Annotated in this window: 17 protein-coding genes, 1 tRNA gene and 1 pseudogene; 6 read left to right on the top strand and 13 right to left on the bottom strand. The window is 62.4% G+C overall.

The features are described 5' to 3' along the window. Positions 1 to 3: 3 nt before the first annotated feature. The 5 genes from phnE to IH615_RS11990 all read right to left on the bottom strand — a co-directional run bounded on the left by phnE (position 4) and on the right by IH615_RS11990 (position 4,623). Positions 4 to 975: a phosphonate ABC transporter, permease protein PhnE gene (gene phnE / locus IH615_RS12010; RefSeq protein ID WP_291362111.1), complete on the bottom strand. Its 972-nt coding sequence runs from the start codon at positions 973 to 975 to the stop codon at positions 4 to 6. 61 nt (positions 976 to 1,036) lie between these two features. Further along, the gene (gene phnD, locus IH615_RS12005; protein WP_291362110.1) at positions 1,037 to 1,948 is read right to left on the bottom strand and encodes a phosphonate ABC transporter substrate-binding protein; all 912 of its coding nucleotides are present in this window, start codon (positions 1,946 to 1,948) and stop codon (positions 1,037 to 1,039) included. 72 nt (positions 1,949 to 2,020) lie between these two features. Continuing rightward, positions 2,021 to 2,827 carry a phosphonate ABC transporter ATP-binding protein gene (gene phnC / locus IH615_RS12000; RefSeq protein ID WP_291362109.1) on the bottom strand — a complete coding sequence of 269 codons (807 nt, stop codon included), beginning with the start codon at positions 2,825 to 2,827 and terminating at the stop codon, positions 2,021 to 2,023. Positions 2,828 to 2,991: 164 nt separating this feature from the next. Further along, on the bottom strand, positions 2,992 to 3,807 hold the full coding sequence (locus IH615_RS11995; protein ID WP_291362108.1) for an aldo/keto reductase: 816 nt from the start codon (positions 3,805 to 3,807) through the stop codon (positions 2,992 to 2,994). Between the two features lie 60 nt (positions 3,808 to 3,867). Further along, a complete protein-coding gene (locus IH615_RS11990; protein WP_291362107.1) occupies positions 3,868 to 4,623 on the bottom strand; it encodes an IclR family transcriptional regulator C-terminal domain-containing protein in 756 nt (251 codons plus the stop codon). 148 nt (positions 4,624 to 4,771) lie between these two features. Between IH615_RS11990 and IH615_RS11985 the strand changes: the two genes are divergently transcribed. Then, a tRNA-Ile gene (locus IH615_RS11985) sits at positions 4,772 to 4,847 on the top strand. A 428-nt stretch (positions 4,848 to 5,275) separates the two neighbouring features. Here the strand turns inward: IH615_RS11985 and IH615_RS11980 are convergent. Both IH615_RS11980 and IH615_RS11975 read right to left on the bottom strand, forming a co-directional pair. Continuing rightward, positions 5,276 to 5,818: an invasion associated locus B family protein gene (locus tag IH615_RS11980; RefSeq protein WP_291362106.1), complete on the bottom strand. Its 543-nt coding sequence runs from the start codon at positions 5,816 to 5,818 to the stop codon at positions 5,276 to 5,278. An 88-nt stretch (positions 5,819 to 5,906) separates the two neighbouring features. Next, the gene (locus tag IH615_RS11975; RefSeq protein ID WP_291362105.1) at positions 5,907 to 10,520 is read right to left on the bottom strand and encodes an autotransporter domain-containing protein; all 4,614 of its coding nucleotides are present in this window, start codon (positions 10,518 to 10,520) and stop codon (positions 5,907 to 5,909) included. A gap of 339 nt (positions 10,521 to 10,859) precedes the next feature. Here IH615_RS11975 and IH615_RS11970 point away from each other — a divergent pair, with 339 nt between their 5' ends. From IH615_RS11970 to IH615_RS11955, 4 genes and pseudogenes are all read left to right on the top strand, one after another. Beyond that, positions 10,860 to 11,546: a response regulator transcription factor gene (locus IH615_RS11970; RefSeq protein WP_291362104.1), complete on the top strand. Its 687-nt coding sequence runs from the start codon at positions 10,860 to 10,862 to the stop codon at positions 11,544 to 11,546. A 2-nt stretch (positions 11,547 to 11,548) separates the two neighbouring features. Next, complete coding sequence (locus tag IH615_RS11965; protein ID WP_291362103.1) at positions 11,549 to 13,375, top strand: ATP-binding protein; 1,827 nt, start codon at positions 11,549 to 11,551, stop codon at positions 13,373 to 13,375. A 468-nt stretch (positions 13,376 to 13,843) separates the two neighbouring features. Further along, positions 13,844 to 14,074 (top strand): annotated as a pseudogene (locus IH615_RS11960) (transposase); the annotation flags it as partial. Between the two features lie 314 nt (positions 14,075 to 14,388). Beyond that, positions 14,389 to 14,883: a tetratricopeptide repeat protein gene (locus IH615_RS11955; RefSeq protein ID WP_291362102.1), complete on the top strand. Its 495-nt coding sequence runs from the start codon at positions 14,389 to 14,391 to the stop codon at positions 14,881 to 14,883. 26 nt (positions 14,884 to 14,909) lie between these two features. Here IH615_RS11955 and IH615_RS11950 read toward each other — a convergent pair whose 3' ends face one another. The 6 genes from IH615_RS11950 to IH615_RS11925 all read right to left on the bottom strand — a co-directional run bounded on the left by IH615_RS11950 (position 14,910) and on the right by IH615_RS11925 (position 20,031). Next, positions 14,910 to 15,140, bottom strand: a complete 231-nt coding sequence (locus IH615_RS11950; RefSeq protein WP_291362101.1) for a hypothetical protein — start codon at positions 15,138 to 15,140, stop codon at positions 14,910 to 14,912. After that, positions 15,140 to 16,606, bottom strand: a complete 1,467-nt coding sequence (locus tag IH615_RS11945) for a type II and III secretion system protein family protein (protein WP_291362100.1) — start codon at positions 16,604 to 16,606, stop codon at positions 15,140 to 15,142. The genes IH615_RS11950 and IH615_RS11945 overlap by 1 nt, the downstream gene beginning before the upstream one ends. Positions 16,607 to 16,659: 53 nt before the next feature. Beyond that, positions 16,660 to 17,730, bottom strand: a complete 1,071-nt coding sequence (gene cpaB / locus IH615_RS11940; protein ID WP_291362099.1) for a Flp pilus assembly protein CpaB — start codon at positions 17,728 to 17,730, stop codon at positions 16,660 to 16,662. 244 nt (positions 17,731 to 17,974) lie between these two features. Further along, entirely contained in the window at positions 17,975 to 18,607 is a 633-nt protein-coding gene (locus IH615_RS11935; protein ID WP_291362098.1) for a tyrosine-type recombinase/integrase, read from the bottom strand. 232 nt (positions 18,608 to 18,839) lie between these two features. Further along, entirely contained in the window at positions 18,840 to 19,631 is a 792-nt protein-coding gene (locus tag IH615_RS11930) for a creatininase family protein (RefSeq protein ID WP_291362097.1), read from the bottom strand. A gap of 10 nt (positions 19,632 to 19,641) precedes the next feature. Next, positions 19,642 to 20,031: a RidA family protein gene (locus IH615_RS11925; protein WP_291362096.1), complete on the bottom strand. Its 390-nt coding sequence runs from the start codon at positions 20,029 to 20,031 to the stop codon at positions 19,642 to 19,644. A gap of 211 nt (positions 20,032 to 20,242) precedes the next feature. On the opposite strand from IH615_RS11925, the gene IH615_RS11920 reads away from it, so the two are divergent. Beyond that, positions 20,243 to 21,241 carry an ABC transporter substrate-binding protein gene (locus IH615_RS11920; RefSeq protein ID WP_291362095.1) on the top strand — a complete coding sequence of 333 codons (999 nt, stop codon included), beginning with the start codon at positions 20,243 to 20,245 and terminating at the stop codon, positions 21,239 to 21,241. Positions 21,242 to 21,293 lie beyond the last annotated feature (52 nt).

Raw genomic sequence — 21,293 nt, 5'->3', positions numbered from 1 at the left:
CGCTCAGGCTCCGAACTGGAAGGCCGCATTGCCGACCAGCTTCTGCCGCAGCCAGCCCGAGAGCCAGTCGATCAGCAGGATGGTGGCAAACAGCAGGATGATGATCGCATAGGTCTTGGCGGCATGGTCGCGGCTCAGCGACAGGCGGAACACCTCGCCGATGCCGCCGCCGCCCACCGCACCGATAATGGTGGAGGCGCGCACGTTGATCTCGGTGCGCAACAGCGCATAGGACACGAAATTGGGCAGCACCTGCGGCACCATGGCGTAGCGCACGCGCTCCAGCCAGGTGGCACCGACCGAGCGCAGACCCTCATCGGGCTTCATATCGGCATTCTCGACCACCTCGAAGAACAGCTTGCCCAATGCGCCGATGGTGTGGACCAGAATGGCAACGACGGCGGCGAGCGGGCCGATGGACAGGATGGCCACCAGCAGGCCGGCAATGACGATTTCCGGAAAGGCGCGCAGCAGCTCGAAGATGCGCCGCACCAGGAAGCGCACCGGCCCGGCGCCGACCAGGTTGGTGGCGGCGAAAAAGCACAGGGCAAAGGCAATGGCGGCGCCGGCCATGGTGGCGCAGACCGCGATGTTGATGGTCACCAGCATCTGGTAGAAGTATTCGGGCAGGTAGAAATCGCCGAACAGATAGATCCGGCCTTCTTCATAGTCGTATTTCAGCGACCCGTCGGCGTAAGGCGAGGGCAGGTCGAACAGCGCGCGGACAATCTCGAACGGATCGTCGGGCTGGAAGTGAATGAAGAAGTCGAAGAAATAGGGCAGCCGGTCGAAGAACTTGCCGGCATTGTTGTCATTGGCGAACCACAAGGCAAAGAACAGCAGGACGGCCACGCCACCCAGGCCCAGGGCCGTGTAGATCCGCCTGGTGCGGATCAGTTGCTGATAGTGGCGGTGGATGGCGCGGCCCGCTTCGGACAGCTCTCCGCGGCCAGGACCGACGTCGAATGTGGTCATTGCAGTGCTCCGCAAACGGCATGGCCGGCGACGTGACGCCGCCGGCCCGCATGGATGGCTATCAGCCGCCGATGGTCGACTTGCGGGCGTCGATGATGGGCTGGTAGAAATCGACGGTCACCGGGGTGTAGCCGGTGAAATCGCCGTTTTCGACCGCGCGGAAGCACTCGTAGTCTTCAGTGGGCAGCGCGGTGTAGAAGGCGATGATCTTGTCCTTCATCTCCTGCGGCAGGTCCTTGCGCATCACCAGCGGACCGTTCGGGATCAGCGGGGACTGCCAGACCTGGGTGACGTCTTCCATGTCGAGCATGCCCTTGTCGACCATCGAGCGGACGTTGCCCGAGGTATAGCCCTCGGAGAATTCACCCACGCCCGAAGCCCAGGTCACGGCTACGTCGATCTTGCCGTCCAGCAGGGCCAGCACGTTGTTTTCGTGACCGCCGTTGAACGAGGTCTCGAAGAATTCTTCGGGATCGGCGCCGCCGATGGCTTCGGGCAGGGTCACCTTGGGAACCAGGTAGCCGGAGGTGGAGTCCGGATCGGCCCAGCCGAGTTTCTTGCCCTTGGCCTGCTCGATCGAGGTGATGCCCGAATCCGCCATGGCGAGGGCGACCGAATAGTAACCGGTCGAGCCGTCGGTCTGCACGTTGGTCAGGAAGGGCTCAACGGCCTCCGGATCCTGCAGATACACGGCGGCGAAGCCTGAGGCACCAAGGCCGGCCACGTCCAGCGTGCCGCCCAGCAGGCCCTGGATCACGCCGTCGTAGTCAGCAGCTGGGAACAGCTGGACTTCCTTGACGCCAAGGGCGGCCGGCAGCTTGTCTATCAGGCACTGGTTGTCGGCCAGCCGGTCTGCTTCGTTCTCGCCGCCGAGCAGGCCGATGCGGATAACATCGATTTCCTGGGCGAAGGTGGGTGCGGTAACGCCGGCAAGGGCAATGCCGGCCAGCAGGATGGTACGGATCGCAGTCATGGAAATCTCCTTTGGTGACGCGAGGTTTTCTCGGCCGGACCGGCGCGGAGCGCTGGGCCGCCGGGGAAGGGGTCAGGCTGTGGGTGCTGCAGCCGGGATGCGCGGCGAGATCGGTTCGATAGCCGTGGAGGTCAAAGCCTCCTTGAGCCCGTCTGCGCCGTAGATGGTGCGCGCCACTTCGCCGGTCAGCTCATCGGGGGTGCCATCGAACACCACCTTGCCCATCGACATGCCGATGATGCGCTCGCAATAGGCGCGCGCGGTATCGAGCGTGTGCAGATTGGTGATGACGGTGATGCCGTCGGCGTTGATGTCGCGCAGGCTGTCCATGACGATCTGCGCATTGCGCGGATCCAGGCTGGCGATCGGCTCGTCGGCGAGGATCACCTTGGGGTTTTGCATCAAGGCACGCGCAATGGCGACGCGCTGTTGTTGACCGCCGGAGAGGGTTTGAGCCCACTGCATGGCGGTCGGAGCGATGTCCAGGCGCTCCAGGGCCTTCAACGCCAGCATCTGCTCGTCGGTAGTGAATATCTGCAGCAGGTTGAGCACAGGATTGCGCCCGTTGAGCCGGCCGAGCATCACGTTGGTGATGACGTCGAGGCGAGGCACCAGGTTGAACTGCTGGAAGATCATGGCGCAGTCGCGCTGCCAGGCGCGCAGCTCGCCGCCGCGCAAGGCGGAGACCTTGACGCCCTTGTATTCGATATAGCCGGACGATACGTCGGCGAGGCGGTTGATCATGCGCAGCAGCGTCGACTTGCCGGCGCCGGAGCGACCGATGATGCCGACCATCTGTCCCTGGGGGATTTCGATGGTCACATCGCTGACGGCAAGTTTGGTGCCGAACCGCCGCGAGACACTGGCTATCTTGAGCATCGCCACCCCCTATCTAAAGTGGTGGCATGGGTAAGGCTGGCGGATGACGCTATGACAACGGCGCCGTGACGGTTCCGTGACCGTCCACGGGATAGCGAAAGTCCCGCTCAGCGGGGCGTTTCCGCCTGATTGAGACTGGGCTGGAAGTCGAGTATCGGGTGCGATCAGTCCCAGGCGGGAGCGCTGGCCGGATCGATGCGACGGGCGCCGCGATCCACGGAAGCGATGATCGCCGTGTCATCAGGCGTCAGCACGACCTGCTCGGCGGCGAAGTTGGTGGCGAGGCGCTCGCGGTTGCTCGAGGCCGGAATGGCGGCGAGGCCGCGGGCCAGCGCAAAGGCGATGGCAAGCTGTTCGACGGTGCAGCCCTTCGTCGCGGCGAGGGGTTCGAGCACCGGGTCACCCTTGAGCGCGCCATGGGCAATGGGCTGGTAGGCGGTCACCGGAATGCCCGCGCCATCGCAGAAGTCCACGAGCTTCCGGTTCTGCAGGTAAGGGTGGCACTCGACCTGGTTGTTGGCGATGGGTAGGTCGCCCAGAATGGTGCGGGAGCGCTGCAGCAGGTCGATGGTGAAGTTGGAAACGCCGATAGTGCGTGTCAGGCCAAGCGCCTGGGCCTCGGCGAGCTGTTCGAGATATGTGGCCAGCGGCACCTGTTCATGGGGCGACGGCCAGTGGATCAGGGTCAGGTCGACATAGTCCATGGTCAGGGCGTCGAGGCTGCGGCGCAGCGAGGGAACCAGCTTTCCGGCGCCGAAATTGGGCATGTCGATCTTGGTGGTGACGAAGACTTCGTCACGCGGCAGGCCCGACTGCCGCAGGGCCTCCCCGCATTCGCGCTCGGTGTCGTAGCTCTGGGCAGTGTCGAGATGGCGGTAGCCGATCTCCAAGGCCGCCAGGATGGCGTCAATGCCCTGGGTGCCGCGGCGGCCATAGGTGCCCAGGCCCATCAGGGGCATGCCATATTGATTGCGCTGCATGTGGGGCTCCTTCGGAATCGGCTGGCCCAACCTAGATTAGCGCTAATACAGAAGGCAAGCTCAGCGCAGCAAGGGGCGTACTTCGGCCTGCACCTTGCGCATCAGAGGCAGGAAATTGGCGATCATGTGCGAGGTGGAAGCGCGGGCGGACTGGGCGCCGATATTGAGCGCGGCGACGGTGTGGCCTTGCGCATTGAATAGCGGCACGGCGATGGAGCAGAGGCCCAGTTCGAGCTCTTCATCGATGACGGCAAAGCCCTGCGCCGCGACGACCGCCAGTTCGGTGGTGATCGAGGGCAGGTCGGCCTTGGTCTTGGCGGTATAGGCTATGAGTTCGGAGCGGTTGAGCACTTCGCGCGCCGCGGCGGGCGGCAGCGCGGCCAGCAGGATACGCCCCATCGAGGTGCAATAGGCGGGCAGGCGCGCTCCGGCGCCCAGATTGATCGACATCACACGGCGATAGGAGGCACGGGCGATGTAGAGAATCTCGGTACTGTCGAGCACCGCCGCGGACGAGCTTTCGTTGATCTGGTCGGAAAGCTCTTCGAGAAAGGGCAGAATCAGCCGGGGCAGGGGCGTCGCGGCCAGGTAGGAATGGCCCAGGTTGAGTACGCGCGGCGTGAGGCGGAAGAACTTGCCATCATAACTGGCATAGCCAAGATGGACCAGGGTCAACAGGCAGCGTCGGGCGGTCGCCCGTTCGAGGCCGGTGCGGTTGGCCACGTCGGTGATCGACTGGCTGGCATGCTCCTCGTCAAAGCACTCGATGACCGCCAGGCCCTTGACCAGGCCGTTGATGATGTCGCCTTCGCGCATTGAGGACTCCAAGGACAGCGCGACATATAGCAGGCGGATGGAAATGCACAAAAGCGCGCGGCAATTGCGAACTCTTGAGCGCTGCTGGGCCGCGTCGCCGCGACTTCCCTCTTGTCACCGGGCGAGACCCTGGTAAGACGCGGAGCGGGGGCCTATAGCTCAATGGTTAGAGCCGACCGCTCATAACGGTCTGGTTCCAGGTTCGAGTCCTGGTGGGCCCACCAATGAATTCAAGGGGTTATCGGTATTTCCACTGACCGCTTTTCGTCAGGGCCCGGTTTATGGCCCGGCGATAAGCTTGTATTCGGAGAGAAATAGTAGCCGCATCCTCGATCCACACGAGACGAGATCCGGATTGAGCTGGTCGAATTCAAAGCTTGAGGGCCCGACACCGCACGCCGATGATCGTCCGTTGGATGCAACGGCAGAAAGCCAGCCCGCGGGCGGCCCCTAACCTGCCGAAGTACCGGACAATCATGAATGGCCGCAAGGGGGCCGTAATCTGTCAGTCTCCTTTGAGAATCGAAGGTCGGATAGCGGTCGGTCAATGGCAGCTTAACAGGGCTGCCGTTGGCCAGGGCCGCTGGACTGACGGGAGCGGATAGCTCCGCTGGACGATGCTATCCGCGCCCCGCACGCTGCGCTGATCTTACTATCGCAGAAGGGCAATCATGCGGTCGTGTGCATTCGAAAACCCGGCGAGCGAGATCGAGAAAGCGATCTCTTGGCCACCATCAGCGGTGGCAATGACATCGAGCTGGTCACCGGCCCCCAGCGATGCGACCGTGTCGGAGTCGAGGGCGATGTCGACCAAGCAACCGACCGGCAAGCAGGTTCGGAAAGGTTGGACGGCGCTGCCCTGGCCTCCGTCGAGCTGGTAAGTGATCCCCCTCGCAAGGTCTAGGCCGAAGGGAAGGACCAGTACGCCGCCGGCGGTATTGCGGTCGTCTCCGCGGGACAGCTCGATGCTCAAAACCTGCTGACGATTTTCGGCCAACTGTGTTTGCGACATCACGCATCTGACGGTGCCTTCGGGAGCCGTGCAGACAAGCTGCCAGTTGCCATGGCTCTCAAGCAGGCTCGAGGCATTGCCTGGCAGTCCCGCTTCCTGGCCAACGGATGTTGTGGTGGAAAGCGCCAGGGCAACGGTGATGGCAAGGACGGATTTTGTGAAGGGCATCGTGAGGGTCTTCATGTCTCTGTATCTCTATGGATTGGCCTTGCCCACCTGAGGTCCTGACGGCTGGCGCGGTCAGGGGAGGACGCCGACACGGCGCTCGCGATCAGAACTTCCCTTTCAGACTGATGCTAGCGCTCTGGTTCTGAAGGCCCGAGCCCATTTGGCCGCTATAGGCAACGCCCAGGGTTGCGCTGTCGGTCAGGCTCACATTGAACCCGGCATCGAAGACCAGACTGTCCTGCGCCAGCGGCACACCCGCAACAGTGAAGGCACTGCCGCCCGAAGCAAAGGCCATCCGCGCATTTGGCGCGCCACCGAAGGCATGCCGCCAACCCACCATGCCGCTCAGCTTGGCTTCCAGCTCATCGAGCGTGACATCGGTCTCGGCCCGCAGACCCAGCGTTGCGAAGGTCGCATTGACTACATCGGTAGCGCCGCTCAATGCCGCCGCACCGCCGCTTTCTGTGAGGCCGTCGGTCGACAGGCTGACATGGGCGAGGTTGGCGAAGGGCTCGAACCGGGCCGCGCCTGCCTCGAAGCTATAGGCCGCTTCCCCCCAGGCTTGCAGGGTCCGAGCGCTGTAGGTCGCTGAAAGACTATCCGCGAAACCGGCAAAGGTTGCCGAACGGGAGGTGCCCAGGCTGTGCCAGCTATGGGCCAGTCCGCCGGTGAGAGTGAAGGCATCCCATGCCCCGCCGCCATAGGCCCCCAGGGTGTAGGTGTCCACCGTGCCGGAGGACGCGCGAGCATTGACTCTGAAATTGGAGTGGGAATAGCCGCCCATTGTGCCGAAGCGCACATTGTCCCAGACCAGAGCATCTCCACCCGTCACAAACCCGCCTATGGCGCGGTCCATTGCGGCGGCATTTCCGTCGCTGCCCCATTCGCTCCAGGAGCCAAAGCCGTGAGCCCACGGGCCGAAGCTATCGGAAATCCGATCCCCCATCTGCGCGCTGTTGTCGGCCGCAACACCGCCAAGCGCCACGCGCAGTCGGTCCATTGCCGCCTCGCGCGGGAAACGGCTGTCTTCCAGTAGTGCCGTCTTGGCCGAGGCGTGGACTTCTCCGGAGATGGCGTCGAAGGCGGTTCGGGCTTGGGCACTGGTGCCAAGCACACCGATCGCATCGAAGATCGCATTGCCCGAGCCAAGGCTATTGGCGCCACCAGCCGCGGCGATTTGGTTTGGCGTCTCAGCTACCGAAGCAAAGGTCGCGGTCTGGGCCAGCGTCACAAAGGCGTTGTTGGCGTCGTAGGTGAGCGTCGGAGTAACGAAGAGCGAACTGGCCGCAAAGCGCGACGCGTCGAAGGTACCGGTCACACCGCCCGCAGCCGTAACAATGGTGTAGGCTTTGCCGATCGCGTAGTCCGGGAACGGGATGACAGTGACCGTGCCGCCATTGATCGTGGCCGTTCCGGTCGCGTTGATCAGGTCGCTCTGGCCCGCGCTGTTCACCTCAACGGCATAGGTCGTGCCCGCCGCGATTGTAATATTGCCAACGTTGAGCGTACCGATGGAGTTGCCCGGCGCGATGGTGCCGCCGGACGCAATTGCGACGGTGCCCAGCGCACCCGAACCGCCGAGCGTGCCTCCTGTGACATTGATCAGGCCACCAAGCGCGTTGTTCACATAGAGCGCACCGCCGGTGACGTTGGTCGAGCCATCGAAGGCGCTGGCGTCGCCGGTCAGCCTGGTGACCCCAGCGAGGTGGTTGATTGTGCCGGAGCCGAGTGGCCTTGAAAGATCCACGGCGAATTCATAGTCGGTGTCTGTATGGTTGAAGTTGATTGTGCCGGCACCTTGACCGAATTGAACCATCTCGGCCTGAAGCGTGCCAGCACCCACCGCCGTCTCGCCCGCCGCCGCGCCGATATTGAGCGTGCCATTGGCACCCAGTTCCTTGCCGAGATCGACAATCCCGGCGTCTGAGCGGGCCACGCCGCCATCGGCAATCGTCATCGTGCCCGTCGCGGAATCGCCTATAACAAGACGCTGCGCGCTGGTCCATGTCGAGCCACTGCCCGTTACCGTTGCTATCCCTGTGCCGGTTTCCGCCCCGAGATAGCCGTTCGTGGTCACGAGCGCACCACCGTCGGCAATGGTGATCCTGCCGGTGCCATGATCGCCTACAATGGTCGCATCCGTGTCCCAGACCGAACCGGCTCCGGTGACCGTAACCGTGCCTTCAGACCCCGCCTGATAGGCGATATAGCCGTCTTCGGCACCGACAGAGCCGCCATTTTCGATCTTCAGTATCCCCTCGCCCATATAGCCGATGGAAAACTCGTTGTTATGGTTCCAGCTCGAACCCGTACCGTTCACGGTGACTGTGCCGGTTCCGTCGGCATTGTTGCCGACATAGGCCGCGTCGTCGCTGACCGAAGCGCCGTCAAGTATCGTCAGAACGCCCGTGCCGAAGTCGCCCACAAAGAGATCGTTCGCATTCGTCCAGGTGGAGCCGGGCCCTGTCACCGTCGCGAAGCCGACGTCGTTGGTGTCGTCGCCTATGGTGCTGTCGAGCGTCGAGTTTGCGACGCCGCCATTTTCGATGCTGAGCGCGCCATTATTCACCCGCAAGACGCCGCCAAGCGTTCCTTCCAGCTTCAGGAACCCGCCGGTGATCGTCGTGGTGCCTGAAAATCCGGAGCTATCGCCCGTGAGGGTGGTGGTGCCTGCAATGTGGTTGATCTTACCAGTGCCGGCGGTGCTGCTGGTGCCCGCATTGCCGGAAATTGCTGCCGCGAATTCGTAATCGCCGTCCGTGTGGTTGAACACCAGCGTGCCATCACCATCGCCGAAGATGATGTTCCCCGCATCGAGAATGCCCGCGCCCGCCGCCGCATCGCCCGCCGCTGCGCCGATATTCAGTGTGCCGGTGGCGTCAACGTCATTGGCGATGACGACATTTCCACTACCGCCCCCGGCGCTGACCGCCCCGCCATTGGCGATGGTCAGTTCACCGGTGCCGATACTGCCGACAACGAGGCTCACCGAATTGGTCCATGTGGAACCCGCGCCCGCGACCGTCGCCGCGCCATTCGACCCCGTGCTGCTGCCGATGGAGCCAAAGGTATTGCTGACCGCCCCGCCATTGGTGATGTTCAGCGTGCCCGCGCCGACTTCGCTGATGGTCAGGAACGACGCATTTGTCCAGCTCGAACCTGTCCCGTCCACGGTGACCGTGCCGTCCGCACTGGAGCTGTTACCGACATAGCCCGCATTGCTACTGACCGCGCCGCCATCCGTAATGTTCAATGTGCCCGAGCCTGAATTGCCGACAACAAGGCTCTGCGAATTGATCCATGTGGACCCCATGCCGTCCACGTTCGCGGTACCGACAGAGCCGGCGTCGTCACCGACAAAGCCATAAGTATTGCTGACCGCACCGCCGTCTTCGATATTCAGCTCGCCAGTGCCCTCGTTGCCGACATAGATCGTGTAACTTGCTGCTTCAAAGCTTGAGCCGGTGCCCGACACAGTCATCGTGCCGTCACTGCCCGCTCGGTCGCCAATATTCGTGTCATCGCCGGCAGCGACCATCGCCCCGTCCAGAATATTGAGCGTTCCCGTGCCCCTGCGGCCAATCTCGAGGCCGCTCGCGATTGCCCAGCTTGAGCCGTCGCCGATCACGCTCACCGTGCCGAGCGCGCCGGAGGCATAACCGATCGTTGCATCGAAGCTGCTCACCGTGGCGCCACCCGCGATGGTCAATGAGCCGGTGCCATTGTAGCCGACGTACAAGTTGTTTGCCGTCCAGCTTGCCCCCGCGCCCAGGACTGACACAGTCCCCGTCGATCCGACGCTGCTGCCGACATAGCCAGTAAACCCGCCGAGCCAGCCGGTAATGACCAGTGTGCCCCCGTCCGCATTCGTCGTGCCGGTGAAGCCGGAGGAATCGCCGGTGAGATTGGTCAGGCCCGAAAGAATGTTGATCGTGCCCACGCCGGAAATATCCGCCGCGAACCCATAAGAGTCTTCGGTGTGATTGAAGACCAGCGTGCCATCACCCTCTCCAAAGATGAGTTCCGTCGCACTGAGCGTCCCCGCACCAACGGCCGCTTCGCCCGCCGCCGCGCCAATATTGAGCGTGCCGGTGGAGCCTGAACCGTAAGCAATATCCACGGTCTTCCATGGCCCGGTCACAGTAACCTTGCCGTCATTGGCGATGGTCAGAGTGCCGGCGCCTAAATCGCCGATCTTAAGACTGCCGGAATTCGTCCAAGTGGAGCCAGCGCCATCCACCGTCACCGCGCCTTCTGAGCCGGTCTCACCGGCGATGGTGCCAAATGTATTGCTGACCGCCCCGCCATTGGTGATGCTCACGGTTCCCGTGCCATTCGAACCGACATTGAGAATTGCCGAATTGGTCCATTTGGAGCCGGTGCCGTCCACCGTTACGGTGCCTGAACCCAAAAATCTGCCTAGAGTGCTATCTTCATTGCTGACCACGCCGCCAGCGGAAATATCGAGCCTGCCGGTCCCCCAATCACCCAGAAAAAGATCACCGCTAATCGTCCACGGGCTGGCCTGCGTGCCGCCGCCTGTACCGACGACGGTTTCCGTTCTGTTGTCGATGACTACATCTGCGGCCCATGCCGCAGGTGCGCCGAAGGCAAGCAGCGCCGCCGTGCACAGCGCGCTGGTAGACAGTAGGTTTGCGAGGAGCTGTGAATGCGCAAGGCCCGAAAGGCGCGCCGCTCCAGTTGGCTCTGATCCCATCACTGCGCCCCCTCGGCCCTGCACTGATGACCGTGCGCGCAAATTCAGCGAACGGTCGGAAGGTTTGCGCCTGTACGGAATCCTTGGGAGTGGCGATCAGGGATGAATTTCACGGCAAATGAAGATGCCGCCATCGAGATCGCGCGCCGTTCGAATCCCGGTCAAACGTCACCGGGAACCAATAGTTGTGCGCGATAGAGGGGAAAATACCATGAACATAGTATGTGCTTGATATTGGAGTGATCTTACAGTCGCAGACTTGCCGTCTTCGGTCCTCCCGGCCAGTATATCGGGGTATCGACTGGCAGCGGCCTTCGTCTAGGAATATGAGCGGCAAATATGGCCCGGGAGGCGTCGGAGAGGACCGAGAATAAGACCAACTGGCGCGTCCTTCTTGTCGAGGATGATGTGCCGGTGCGCAACCGGCTTGCCCGAATCCTCGAAGGCTGGGACCAAGGAAGCCTCATTGCGGCCTGTGGAACGCTTTTCGATGCAAAACAGGTGATCGAGCGGGAAACTGTCGACCTGCTGATTACCGATCTGCGCTTGCCCGACGGCACCGGCATAGAAGCAATCCGCCGCTTGAAGGACATCTCGCCCGATGCGGAGGCCATGGTCATCTCGGTGCTTGCCGACCAACGCACCGTACTCGACGCCATCGAGGCCGGCGCCGCCGGCTATCTGCACAAGGATGCCTACGCTATCGATCTGCTCGAGGCGGTCAAAGATCTCCTGGCGGGCCGCTCCCCGATTTCATCGAGCATTGCACGCCTCTTGGTGCGCCGCCTTGCTGGCCATGAGACCCATGACGGGACGCCCGACGCGCCGTCAGATCTCACGGTGCGCGAAATGGAGATACTCAACCACATCGCCCGGGGCCTGACCTATGAGGAGATCGCCGCGCGTCTCGAAATCTCCCGCAACACCGTTCCCGTCCACATCCGCAACATCTACCGCAAGCTTAGCGTGAACAACCGCTCGCAGGCCGTGTTCGAGGCGCGCGAACGCGGCATCCTGCCGCGATAGACATGACGGGTCGGGCACACATCATCGGCCGAGCTGCGGGCCTTGTCGGCCTCGTCATACTGGCCATGCTTCCACTCCTGGTGCAGTTGCCGACGCCGGATGCTTTGACCATCGACCAAGCCAGTTTTGCCCTCGATGGCGCGGCACCCCAGTCGGTGAGCCTGCCCCATTCCTGGCCGCGTGACATTTCGGCGGGCTTGCATGAGGTAGAATACAGGTTGACCTTCACGCTCCGCGACGAAGAGGAGCGAGAACGGGCGCAATATCTGCTGATCCCCCTGACGCGCCTCACCCCGCATGTCCAGCTCAACGGGCAGGACCTCTTCGTGGTGCACGCGCAACCCTGGGCCGCCCCGCTTTACGAGATGCCCCATCTTGCACGCCTGCCTGAAAACGCCCTCGAACTCGGAACGAACGTACTTAGCGTGCACATGACGCGCGAAGGGGGGTTCAGGATCGGTTATCTGGCAGCTGCCTATCTTGGAACCAGCGAACAGATCCTGCCCAACTACCGGCTTCTCGCCTTCCTGGTGGACCTGCAGCGAATCGGCGTTCTAGCCCTGTACATCCTGCTCACTATCGGCGTCGCCGGTCTCTGGCTGGCCCGGCGCGATGCCGTCTACGGCTGGTTCTGCCTGATGGGCGTGAGCCTCACGCTGACCAATCTGGCAAGCATGAATCCGTTCGATGTGCTGCGCGCAGGCATCTCGTCCATAGTGGTGACCAGCGTTGGTAGCTTCTCCAGCATGATTCTTTTCGGCCTGGCCTGCGCCATGGTCGGTCGGCAGCGGCCGCGCTGGCTGATCCCCGTCGCGTTTTCCTGGTCGGCGGTCATCCTCGTTGCCCTGATGGTCTATCCTTATTTCCGGCCGCTGGGCGTTGCGTTCGTCTTCGTCTCGATAGGCTGGCTGGTGGCGACTGCCCTCGCACTCAGGCGGGCGTTCCGCGCGACCCGCAATAAGGAATTCGCCCTGGTCATGATGGGGATCGAGGCCATCATCTTCTATGTGTTTGTCGATGCTGCCAGCATCGCCGGGGTCTATGATCGCGGCGCCATCCTGCTTCTCTATCCGCAGATATTTCTGATCACAGGGCTGGCGGTCATCTTGTTCCGACGGTTGACGCAGTCCCTCGACACGCTCGATGCTGCCAATGAAACCATGCGCATCGGGCTCAATGAACAGCAGGAGGAGCTTGCCAGAGCCCATGCACATGAAACTCAACTTTCCGCCGACATTGCCCGCGAGCAGGAGCGCCAGCGCCTGACGCGAGACCTGCATGACGGCTTGTCCGGCCATATCGTCTCGATCATCGCCCAGGCCGAAAACGCGGAGAATCCGGATATCGAAAAGACGGCGCGCGAAGCCCTAGACGATCTGCGCCTCGTGATCCAGTCGCTCGATATTGGAGACGAGGACATTCCCGTAGCGCTCGCCTATTTCCGCGAGCGCGTCTCGTTGCAGTTGCGCCGCCTCAATATCGCGATGGAATGGTCGATGGACCGCCTCCCCGCCATCGCCGGCGTCACCCCGGGCCACGCGCTCGCGCTTCTGCGCATTCTTCAGGAGGCTGTAACGAACGCCATCAAGCACGGTCCGGCGCAGCGCATTACCGTCACGGGTGAACGAGCAGAGGACGGCTCCGCTCGTATCACCGTCGAGAATGACGGACGCAGTGACCTGCCGACCACCAGTGGCAATGGACTGGGCAATATGCGCCAGCGCGCTGCTTCGCTTGGCGGAGGGGTGACGCTCGACCCGTTGTCAGGCGGCATGCGCCTCACGGTCAGTCTCCCCTGCAGTCTTCCTGCTTTGGAAAGTGTGCCATAGGATAGGCTCGCATTCGCTTTCAAAGGTATGTGAGGCGGCGATCGGACGCAAACTTTATGGAAGCGGCCTGTTCTCGATTTCCTCAACAAGCAACCGTCCCCTCCGCATACTCGACGTTGAAACGACCTAAACCTTGATGACAGCTTCCAGGAAGCGCCCAAGGCGGGTCGGATGACCGGTTTGGGGCGCCAAGCGGAAGGGCAGGGTAGGGGCCGGGAGCGGCTCGTCCGGTTCTGGGACGAATTCGGCAGTCAGCCGCCCCTTCAATTAGTGCTAACCGCCGCAGGTGACTTCCACTAATGCAATTGCCCGGACGCTTGGACCCATCAGTCACCGTCGATGATGCTGTTGGGCCGCCACGACTCGTTCTTCGATCTTGACGGTGTCGTGGATGCGAGCGCTGCCGAAAATGGAGGCCCATCCCCGGTGGGGACAACCCTATGAGCTTCCCCAAGGAGCGCACCGGACCAGCTGCACAGCAACAACCCAATCGAGCGCGCCAATGGCGAGGTGAAGCGTCGGACCGAGGGCGCAGGCAATTTCCCAACGAGGACGCCATCGTCCGCCTCGTGGGCGCCATCCTGCTCGAACAGAACGATGAATGGGCCGTCCAGCGCGCCAGATATATATGACACTGGAATCCGTCGCCCCATTGAGCGATGATCCCTCGTCAGCTTGCCGGCAGTGCCCGCACGCTAACCAGTCCGACCAATCCGGAAATGCGTGGAGGCCAAGCCTCAGTTACACTACGCAAAAGGGCACGATCCGGACCGAATAACGGACATTCACACATCTCTTTGCGGCGGCAACCTATGGAAGCCTATCCGCCGGGTGACCCTCAATACATGAGTTCCGGGTTTTTACGGTCCGGTAAGCCTGATTCCAGAGTTCCCCGCCGCATTTACGATGATTAACGCTGGGATCGACTAAGTTCGGATCGCGGAGCTACGACCCTTCTTTGGTCGCGGCGGGGTTAGAGGGGCATCGGCATGTATCGCTGCTGCAGTAGTGTTTTGCGCTCGGGAATCCTGGTCGCGCTGATGGCGGTGGTGCCGCTGTCCGGCTGCGCCACAGGCGGCCTTGGCGCGAGTGCGTTTGGCAATTCCAAGCAACAGGTCGCCGATCTGTCCGGTCGCCAGCCGACGACGCCCGAAGCGGCGCTGGCCGAGGCCAGGACCCACTTCCGCAACAATGACTTTGGCTATTCGGCCGCGTTCTACCAGCGTGTTGTCGAACTCTCGCCCAAGAACACTGAAGGCTATGTCGGGCTCGGTGCCTCCTACGACCGGCTGGGCCGGTTCGACCTCTCGGACCGGGTTTATGCCAGCCTCCACCAGCTCTCGGGCGACACCGCGCAATACTACAACAATGTGGGCTATTCCTACATGCTGCGCGGCAACCTGACGGCGGCGCTGACCAATTTCCGTCGTGCGCTCAGCCTTGATCCCGACAACGTGCTGATCGCCAACAACATCCAGATGTTGACCAGCGCTGCGACCCGGGCCTGACCCGGGCTGCCACCGCGGTCCGGCGATCAGGGCTGGGCCGGAGCGACTGGCATCACGTTACCGTTGGCGCCAAGGCCGGTCGTGACATATTGCGAGCCCTTGGACGGGTTGACCGTCTGGATGGCCATGTTGGCCCGCACCGCATTGCCGGCTCGAAACGCGACTCGGTCGGTGCGCTGCAGGTGGTCATAGGTGCAGCCGGTGGCGAGCAGGGCAATGGCCAGCGCCGCTCCGCCTTTCAGGACAAGCCGCGCCATCAATTGGTCTCACCCAGGCCGAGGTCGATCATGTAGCCGAAGGCGCCGTTGACGCTGGCCCTGGCTTCAAGGTTCTGGATCAACTTGGGCGTGACCTCCATCTGGCCAAGCAGGAAGAACTCGGCATCAGTGGCGGGGGCGGTTCCGTCCAGCGGTGTGGCCAGCAGTTGTCCGGGCGTTGCCGGCTGGACCAGGCGCGGCGTGACAATGACCACCAGCTCGGTGTCATTCTTCTGGTAGCTCGACGACCTGAACAGCGCCCCGAGGATGGGAACATCACCAATCCAGGGCAATTGGTTCTGACTGGTGTTGGAGCTTGCCTGCAGCAGGCCGGCCACGGAAAAGCTCTGCCCATCGCGCAGTTCCACCGTCGCATCGAGCGTGCGGGTGCTGAAAACAGGATCGCCGGCGGCGGTCATCGCGCCGATGCTGCTTACTTCGGGCGTCAACTGGATCTGGATGCGGTCGCCATCGAGCACGATGGGCGTGAACACCAGGCGCACGCCGAAGTCGCGATATTCGATGGTCGCGCCGCCGTCGCCATCCGAGACCCGGATGGGGACCTGGCCACCGGCCAAGAAGCTTGCCTTGACGCCTGACAGCGTGGTCAGGTTCGGTTCGGCCAGGGTGCGAACGAGGCTCTTGGCCTCGAGGGCATTGATGGTCGCGGTCAGGCTCACGCCCGTGAGGCCAGCCAGCACGCTGGTGGCGAAGGACGAGAACGAAGCGGCGCTGCCAGCGGGATTGTTGGGGCCGCCGCTGATATTGGCCGAAACTCCACCGACCGTGCCGCCCCACTGGATACCAAGCTGCCGCCCGGCGTCACGTTGCGCTTCGAGTATCCGAACCTCGAGATTGACCTGTTGGCCGCCGGCCAGGGTGATGGTGTTGATCACGCTAGGGCTGCCATACTGGTCGACGATCTGCAGTACTTTCTGCATGGAGCCTTCATCGCTCACCGAGCCCGAGAGGCGTACGCGTCCGTTCACCGTGCTGACGCGAACATCCGAATTCGGCACCGCCGATCGGATGGCGCTGGTCATGTCGGCCGTATCGGCGCCCACTTCGACCGCCAGCAGGCCGATCGGTTCACCCACATCGGAAAACAGGTTCACGGTCGTGGTGCCGAAGGACTTGCCGATGAGGTAGAGGGACTTGTTGGTGATCATCTGGGCGTCGGCAATGGCGGCATCGGCCGACACCACCTTGCCGACCGCGCCCGAGACCGTCACTGTCACCGCCTGCGAGACAGGTAGGTTGATCCTCATGACCGAGGTGCTGGCGATATCGTAATTGACCGTCTGCGCGAGGGCAGGGACGGCGGGGGCCAGTGTGGTCAGCGCCAATGCCAAAGCAACGCAGGCGGTACGACCGAGGCGACCGCAGGTGCGCATCAACGGAGTGCCACCTCTCTTCCCCAGGACCAACTGTGTCACCGTACCCAACTCCGCCATCGTGATGTTCATTCAAAGCTATCAGGGTGCCGTCAATGCCCACTTAACACCGCTTTCCGGCGGCCTCACCGCACCAGCGCGGTGCCCATCGATGTCCAGAACGGGCTGGTCAGCCGGATCGCCTGGTTGGCCCGCAGGTCCCCGGTGTTTTCCGCCTCGCCGAAGTCGCTCATGGCGCGCAGAACGAGAGTCAGGCGGCCCAGGGCAGAGGCGCCGATGATCACCTGCGCGCCGGTCTCGTCGAGTTCAAGCGTGGCGATGGCCTCACTGAATATCGGGGCTCGCCCGCTCTCCTGCTCTTCGGAGGCACCGGTCGATCCGGTCTCGCCCAGCCTGGCATTGATGGCCAGGACGCGAACGTTGCGCAGCACGGTTTCTGACGCTTCGGCTCCAGGAAGGTTGCGGGTCAGCAGCACATCGACATGGTCATTGGGGCTGATGAACCCGCCAGACCCGGTTAGCGCCGAAACCGAGACAGAAACACCCCGCATGCCGGGTTCGAGCACGGCGGAGAGATAACCCTGTGCGTCGCGCACCAGCTTCTGGTCGCGGATCGGGTCGCCGGGGAAGAATGCAAAGCGGGCCACGGCGTCCGACAGGTTTTCCGCCGCTTCGGGCGTGGCCTCTGCGGTGATGTAGTCAGCAAGGATCGAGCCCTCAGGCCATTCTTCCCAACCGATGGAAGCGGGAAGCAATTGCTGGCCGATGCCGATCGCGGTCTTGGCCACCAGCACACGGATGCGCGGCTCCTTGACGACCTCCGGCACAGCCTCAGCGGACGCCTCGGCAACGGCAGATCGTGATCCTGCGGTGGCAAGATAGGCGGCCATGCCGCCGGCCATGAGGGCCACGAGCAGAAGCAAGATGCGTGTGGGTTTGACGTTGAACCGGCCGAACCAGCTACCGCGAGTGCCGGGATTGACCGGAGCGACATAGACGCGCTGCAACTCGGCACGCATCTCGTCGATGGTGCGCCGCTCGCGCTGGCGCCGATCGACCTGCGGGCTGACCTGCACGGGTTCTTCCTCGGGGGCGTCCATGCGATAGCGCGGGTGTCGGCGCCGCTCTATGCCCTCGTTGTCGGGGTATTCTGCGGCGGTTGGTGCGGCGGCACTCGATTGCAGCGGCTTAGCCAAGGATCCCTCACGAATGGACCGGTATCGCCGAACACAATTTCGTCGATAACCAACGCATAGCGGGTCGGAATCACCATGCCGTTTCAAAAGCCATGAAAATTGTCGCTATTCCATCCAGGCCTGTCGTTCTCACTCTATCCCCCTTGTCTGACCGGCAGGTTTCAGGAAATCGAAACGGCGGCCTGAGTGACTGAAATGGGGCGCTTCGCCGACGTGGCGTTTTGATCGTCGGCAAAGGCTCGTGTCAGATCTCAGTTGCTTCCGCTAAGGACAATGCGTCATCGACGTAAACCCCGAGATACCGAACGGTGTTCTCGATCTTACTGTGTCCAAGCAGCAGCTGGACCGCCCGCAAGTTCCCCGTCGCTTTGTAGATGAGGGATGCTTTAGTCCGCCGAAGCGAGTGGGTGCCGTACTCTTCTGGCCGCAGACCAATGGCTACTACCCACTCGTCGACCAGCCTCGCGTATTGGCGCGTGCTCAAATGCCCCGCCGGATTGGCCCGGCTTGGAAAGGCAAAGTCTTCGATCGTGCCGCCTCGGCGCTCAAGCCAAGCCAGCAGACTGGTCCGAGCATCAGAGGTGATCTCGAACTGAACCGGGCGACCGGTTTTCTGCTGGATCACCATTGACCTGGCACGAATGGTTGGACCGGAGACCAGGGTACCGATCTTGATCTTCACCAGATCACAGCCGCGCAGCTTGCTGTCGATCGCCAAGTCGAACAGCGCTCGATCTCTCATTCGTCCCTCGCGATCGAGGAAGAATCGGATCGACCAAATCTGCCGAACTTTCAGCGCACGCTTGGCGCCGACCTGTTTGCCCGCATTCCATGCCGACCTTAGTGCTGCAGCGGGGTCATACTCAGAAATACCCATGATTGTTCTCCTCTGGCCGAAATGGCCGAAGGAGAAACGAAGTGGCTGTTCAACGGGGCTGCTATCGACCCCTATGTCGCCGTTCCGGCTACTCGGGCCGCGGCCCAAAACCTGCCGTTCTTTTAGCTCCCGCCCAACGGCTGAGCCGGGGCCGTTTGGCGACGGGCAGGTTTGGAGCGCTGACAACGAATAGCTGACGATAGTCGGGAATTAGCGGAAGTTGCCGGGTCCGCTAGTGGTGCTCCGGTAGCAGCGCGCCTTCCACCTCTGCAAGCACCTCCAGCATGCCTGCAACATTGCGCTCGGCAATGAGCCGCCCTTTTTCGGCTGTGGCCAGGGCTGCCTCGCCGACTGCGCCGGACGGATTGATGTCCGAGGCGATCCAGGCATAGACGTGGCCGAAGGCTCCGGTAGGTCGCAGATACTTGAATTCCTGCTCGTCGCGCGCCGCAATCGAGGGAAAGTTCCCGGCCCGCGACATGTCCACCAGATCAGGGCGGAAATGCAGGATCAGCGAGGTTTCAGCATCACCGCCGTGAATGCCGTGGCGGCGTTCTAGATCGCTCAGCACGCCCTCGGGCGCGCCGAAGCGCCAGCCGCTCTTGACCGCCAACATGCCGGCCTCGACGCGCAACTCGCGGGCGACGATGCCCATGATTTCCTCGTTGCCGCCATGGGAATTAACGAAGACGATTTTCTTGACGCCGGCGCGAGCCACTTCGAGGCCGATCTGGGTCCATGCGGCAATGAGATTGGTCGCTTTGTGGGTGATCGTCCCCTTGGCCCAGATGTGCTCGTTGGACTTGCCAATGGCCTGAACCGGCAGGATGCGGATGTCCATGTCGGGTGGAGCACGCTCGACCAGCAGTTCCATCATCGACTGGTTAATGATGGTGTCGGTGCCCACCGGCAGGTGCGGTCCGTGCTGTTCCACAGCTGCGATGGGCAGGATGGCGATGGTCTTGTTGGGATCGATGCCGTCAAATTCGCGGGCGGCGAAGTCAGTCCACCAGATTTTTCTCATGACATTGTCCTCAGGCGGGGCCGGCGGCGATGGCTTCGATCTCGACCACGAATTCGGGACGGGCGAAGCCAGATACGATCATCAAGGTCGAGGTCGGAAACGGCTCACCGAAGAGCGCATTGCGCACGCCCATGTAGGCGGCGAGGTGCTCGCGCCCGGTCACATAGGCATTGATGCGAATAATGTCGGAAAGACCAAGGCCCGCCTCGGCCAGGATGGCAGCGATATTGTCGAAGCAGAGTTTTGCCTGGCCCGCGCAATCGGGTGGGACCGTGCCTGCTGCATCAATGCCCAACTGCCCAGAGCAGAAAACCAGCTTCTGGCCCGCTGGAACGACCACGCCGTGGCTATAGGGCGCGAAGGGCGGGTGGATGCTGGATGGACTGAGGGGAGTGAACATGGAGGCCTTGATCGTTGGTGCGCATGCTAGGTCGCTCTCGTCAGCTTGGCCAGCCTACAATCCATAATTTGCACGCATGGCAGGCATTCCTAACTTCTGCCTAAATTTTAGCTTCACATGCGATGCTGCTTGTCGAAAGGTAGCTCCTTGGCGGCCCCAGCCGTCCGACACAATGCCGCGACGCCAGAGGCGCGGCGCAGGGAGCGCATCAATGCACATTTCAACCAAATCCATACTCGTCGCCGCGCTGGCCTTGACCGCTTCACCGGCCATGGCGCAGGATCTCGACGCGGTGACTTTTGCCACCAACTGGCTGGCCCAGGCCGAACATGGCGGCTACTATCAGGCCGTCGCCGACGGCACCTATGCGGAATACGGGCTCGACGTGACCATCATGCAGGGCGGGCCGCAATCGCCGGGCCGGCCGATGCTGGTCTCGGGCCAGGTGCAGTTCTACATGGGCGGCGCCTCGGGCGCTATCAACGCCGTCAAGGAACAGATCCCGACCATCACCCTGGCTGCGATCTTCCAGAAGGACCCGCAAATCCTGATGTCGCATCCGGGCAAGTTTGCGAGCTTCCCGGAGCTGGCCGGCGCGTCGAAATACATCCTGGGCGCGGACGGCTTCACCTCCTATTTCACCTGGATGAAGACGGAATGGCCCGATTTCGTGGATGAGAAATACGAGCCCTACCAGTTCAACCCGGCCTCCTTCCTGGCCGACGACATGGCAATCCAGCAGGGGTACCTGACCTCGGAACCGCTCGCCATCGAGCGCGAGGCGGGCTTTGCCCCCGATGTCTGGCTGCTGGCCGACCAGGGCTACACCCCCTACTCGACCACGATCGAAGCCATGAAGCCCTGGGTCGACGAGAACCCCGACATCGCCAAGCGCTTCGTCGAAGCCACGATCATCGGCTGGTACAACTACCTCTACGGCGACAATGCCGCGGCCAATGAGCTGATCAAGGCCGACAATCCGGAAATGACCGACGACCAGATCGCCTATGGCATCGCCAAGATGAAGGAATATGGCATCGTGGTTTCCGGCGACGCCGAGACCCTGGGCATTGGCTGCATGACCGACGCCCACTGGCAGGAATTCTACGACAAGATGGTCGAAGTCGGCGTGTACGAGGCCGGGCTCGACATCTCCCAAGCCTATACGACTGAATATGTCTGTCAGGGCCTGGGTATGGACCTGATGTAACCATTTCCCCTGCCGGCGCGGGCAATCCTGCCCGCGCCGCTTTGACCCTAGA

The sequence above is a fragment of the Devosia sp. genome (assembly GCF_014860165.1).
Classification (GTDB): Bacteria; Pseudomonadota; Alphaproteobacteria; order Rhizobiales; family Devosiaceae; genus Devosia.
This window is presented reverse-complemented; position numbering and strand designations above follow the sequence as displayed.

What these genes read in the sequence shown, in the direction of transcription:
- IH615_RS11920 (WP_291362095.1), top strand. Translation starts at nt 20,243, where the DNA reads ATGCACATTTCAACCAAATCCATACTCGTCGCCGCGCTGGCCTTGACC.
- phnE (WP_291362111.1), bottom strand. Translation starts at nt 975, where the DNA reads ATGACCACATTCGACGTCGGTCCTGGCCGCGGAGAGCTGTCCGAAGCG.
- IH615_RS11990 (WP_291362107.1), bottom strand. Translation starts at nt 4,623, where the DNA reads ATGCGCGAAGGCGACATCATCAACGGCCTGGTCAAGGGCCTGGCGGTC.
- IH615_RS11935 (WP_291362098.1), bottom strand. Translation starts at nt 18,607, where the DNA reads ATGGGTATTTCTGAGTATGACCCCGCTGCAGCACTAAGGTCGGCATGG.
- IH615_RS11980 (WP_291362106.1), bottom strand. Translation starts at nt 5,818, where the DNA reads ATGAAGACCCTCACGATGCCCTTCACAAAATCCGTCCTTGCCATCACC.
- IH615_RS11965 (WP_291362103.1), top strand. Translation starts at nt 11,549, where the DNA reads ATGACGGGTCGGGCACACATCATCGGCCGAGCTGCGGGCCTTGTCGGC.
- phnC (WP_291362109.1), bottom strand. Translation starts at nt 2,827, where the DNA reads ATGCTCAAGATAGCCAGTGTCTCGCGGCGGTTCGGCACCAAACTTGCC.
- IH615_RS11995 (WP_291362108.1), bottom strand. Translation starts at nt 3,807, where the DNA reads ATGCAGCGCAATCAATATGGCATGCCCCTGATGGGCCTGGGCACCTAT.
- IH615_RS11970 (WP_291362104.1), top strand. Translation starts at nt 10,860, where the DNA reads ATGGCCCGGGAGGCGTCGGAGAGGACCGAGAATAAGACCAACTGGCGC.
- IH615_RS11925 (WP_291362096.1), bottom strand. Translation starts at nt 20,031, where the DNA reads ATGTTCACTCCCCTCAGTCCATCCAGCATCCACCCGCCCTTCGCGCCC.
- IH615_RS11950 (WP_291362101.1), bottom strand. Translation starts at nt 15,140, where the DNA reads ATGGCGCGGCTTGTCCTGAAAGGCGGAGCGGCGCTGGCCATTGCCCTG.
- IH615_RS11930 (WP_291362097.1), bottom strand. Translation starts at nt 19,631, where the DNA reads ATGAGAAAAATCTGGTGGACTGACTTCGCCGCCCGCGAATTTGACGGC.
- IH615_RS11975 (WP_291362105.1), bottom strand. Translation starts at nt 10,520, where the DNA reads ATGGGATCAGAGCCAACTGGAGCGGCGCGCCTTTCGGGCCTTGCGCAT.
- IH615_RS11945 (WP_291362100.1), bottom strand. Translation starts at nt 16,606, where the DNA reads ATGAACATCACGATGGCGGAGTTGGGTACGGTGACACAGTTGGTCCTG.
- phnD (WP_291362110.1), bottom strand. Translation starts at nt 1,948, where the DNA reads ATGACTGCGATCCGTACCATCCTGCTGGCCGGCATTGCCCTTGCCGGC.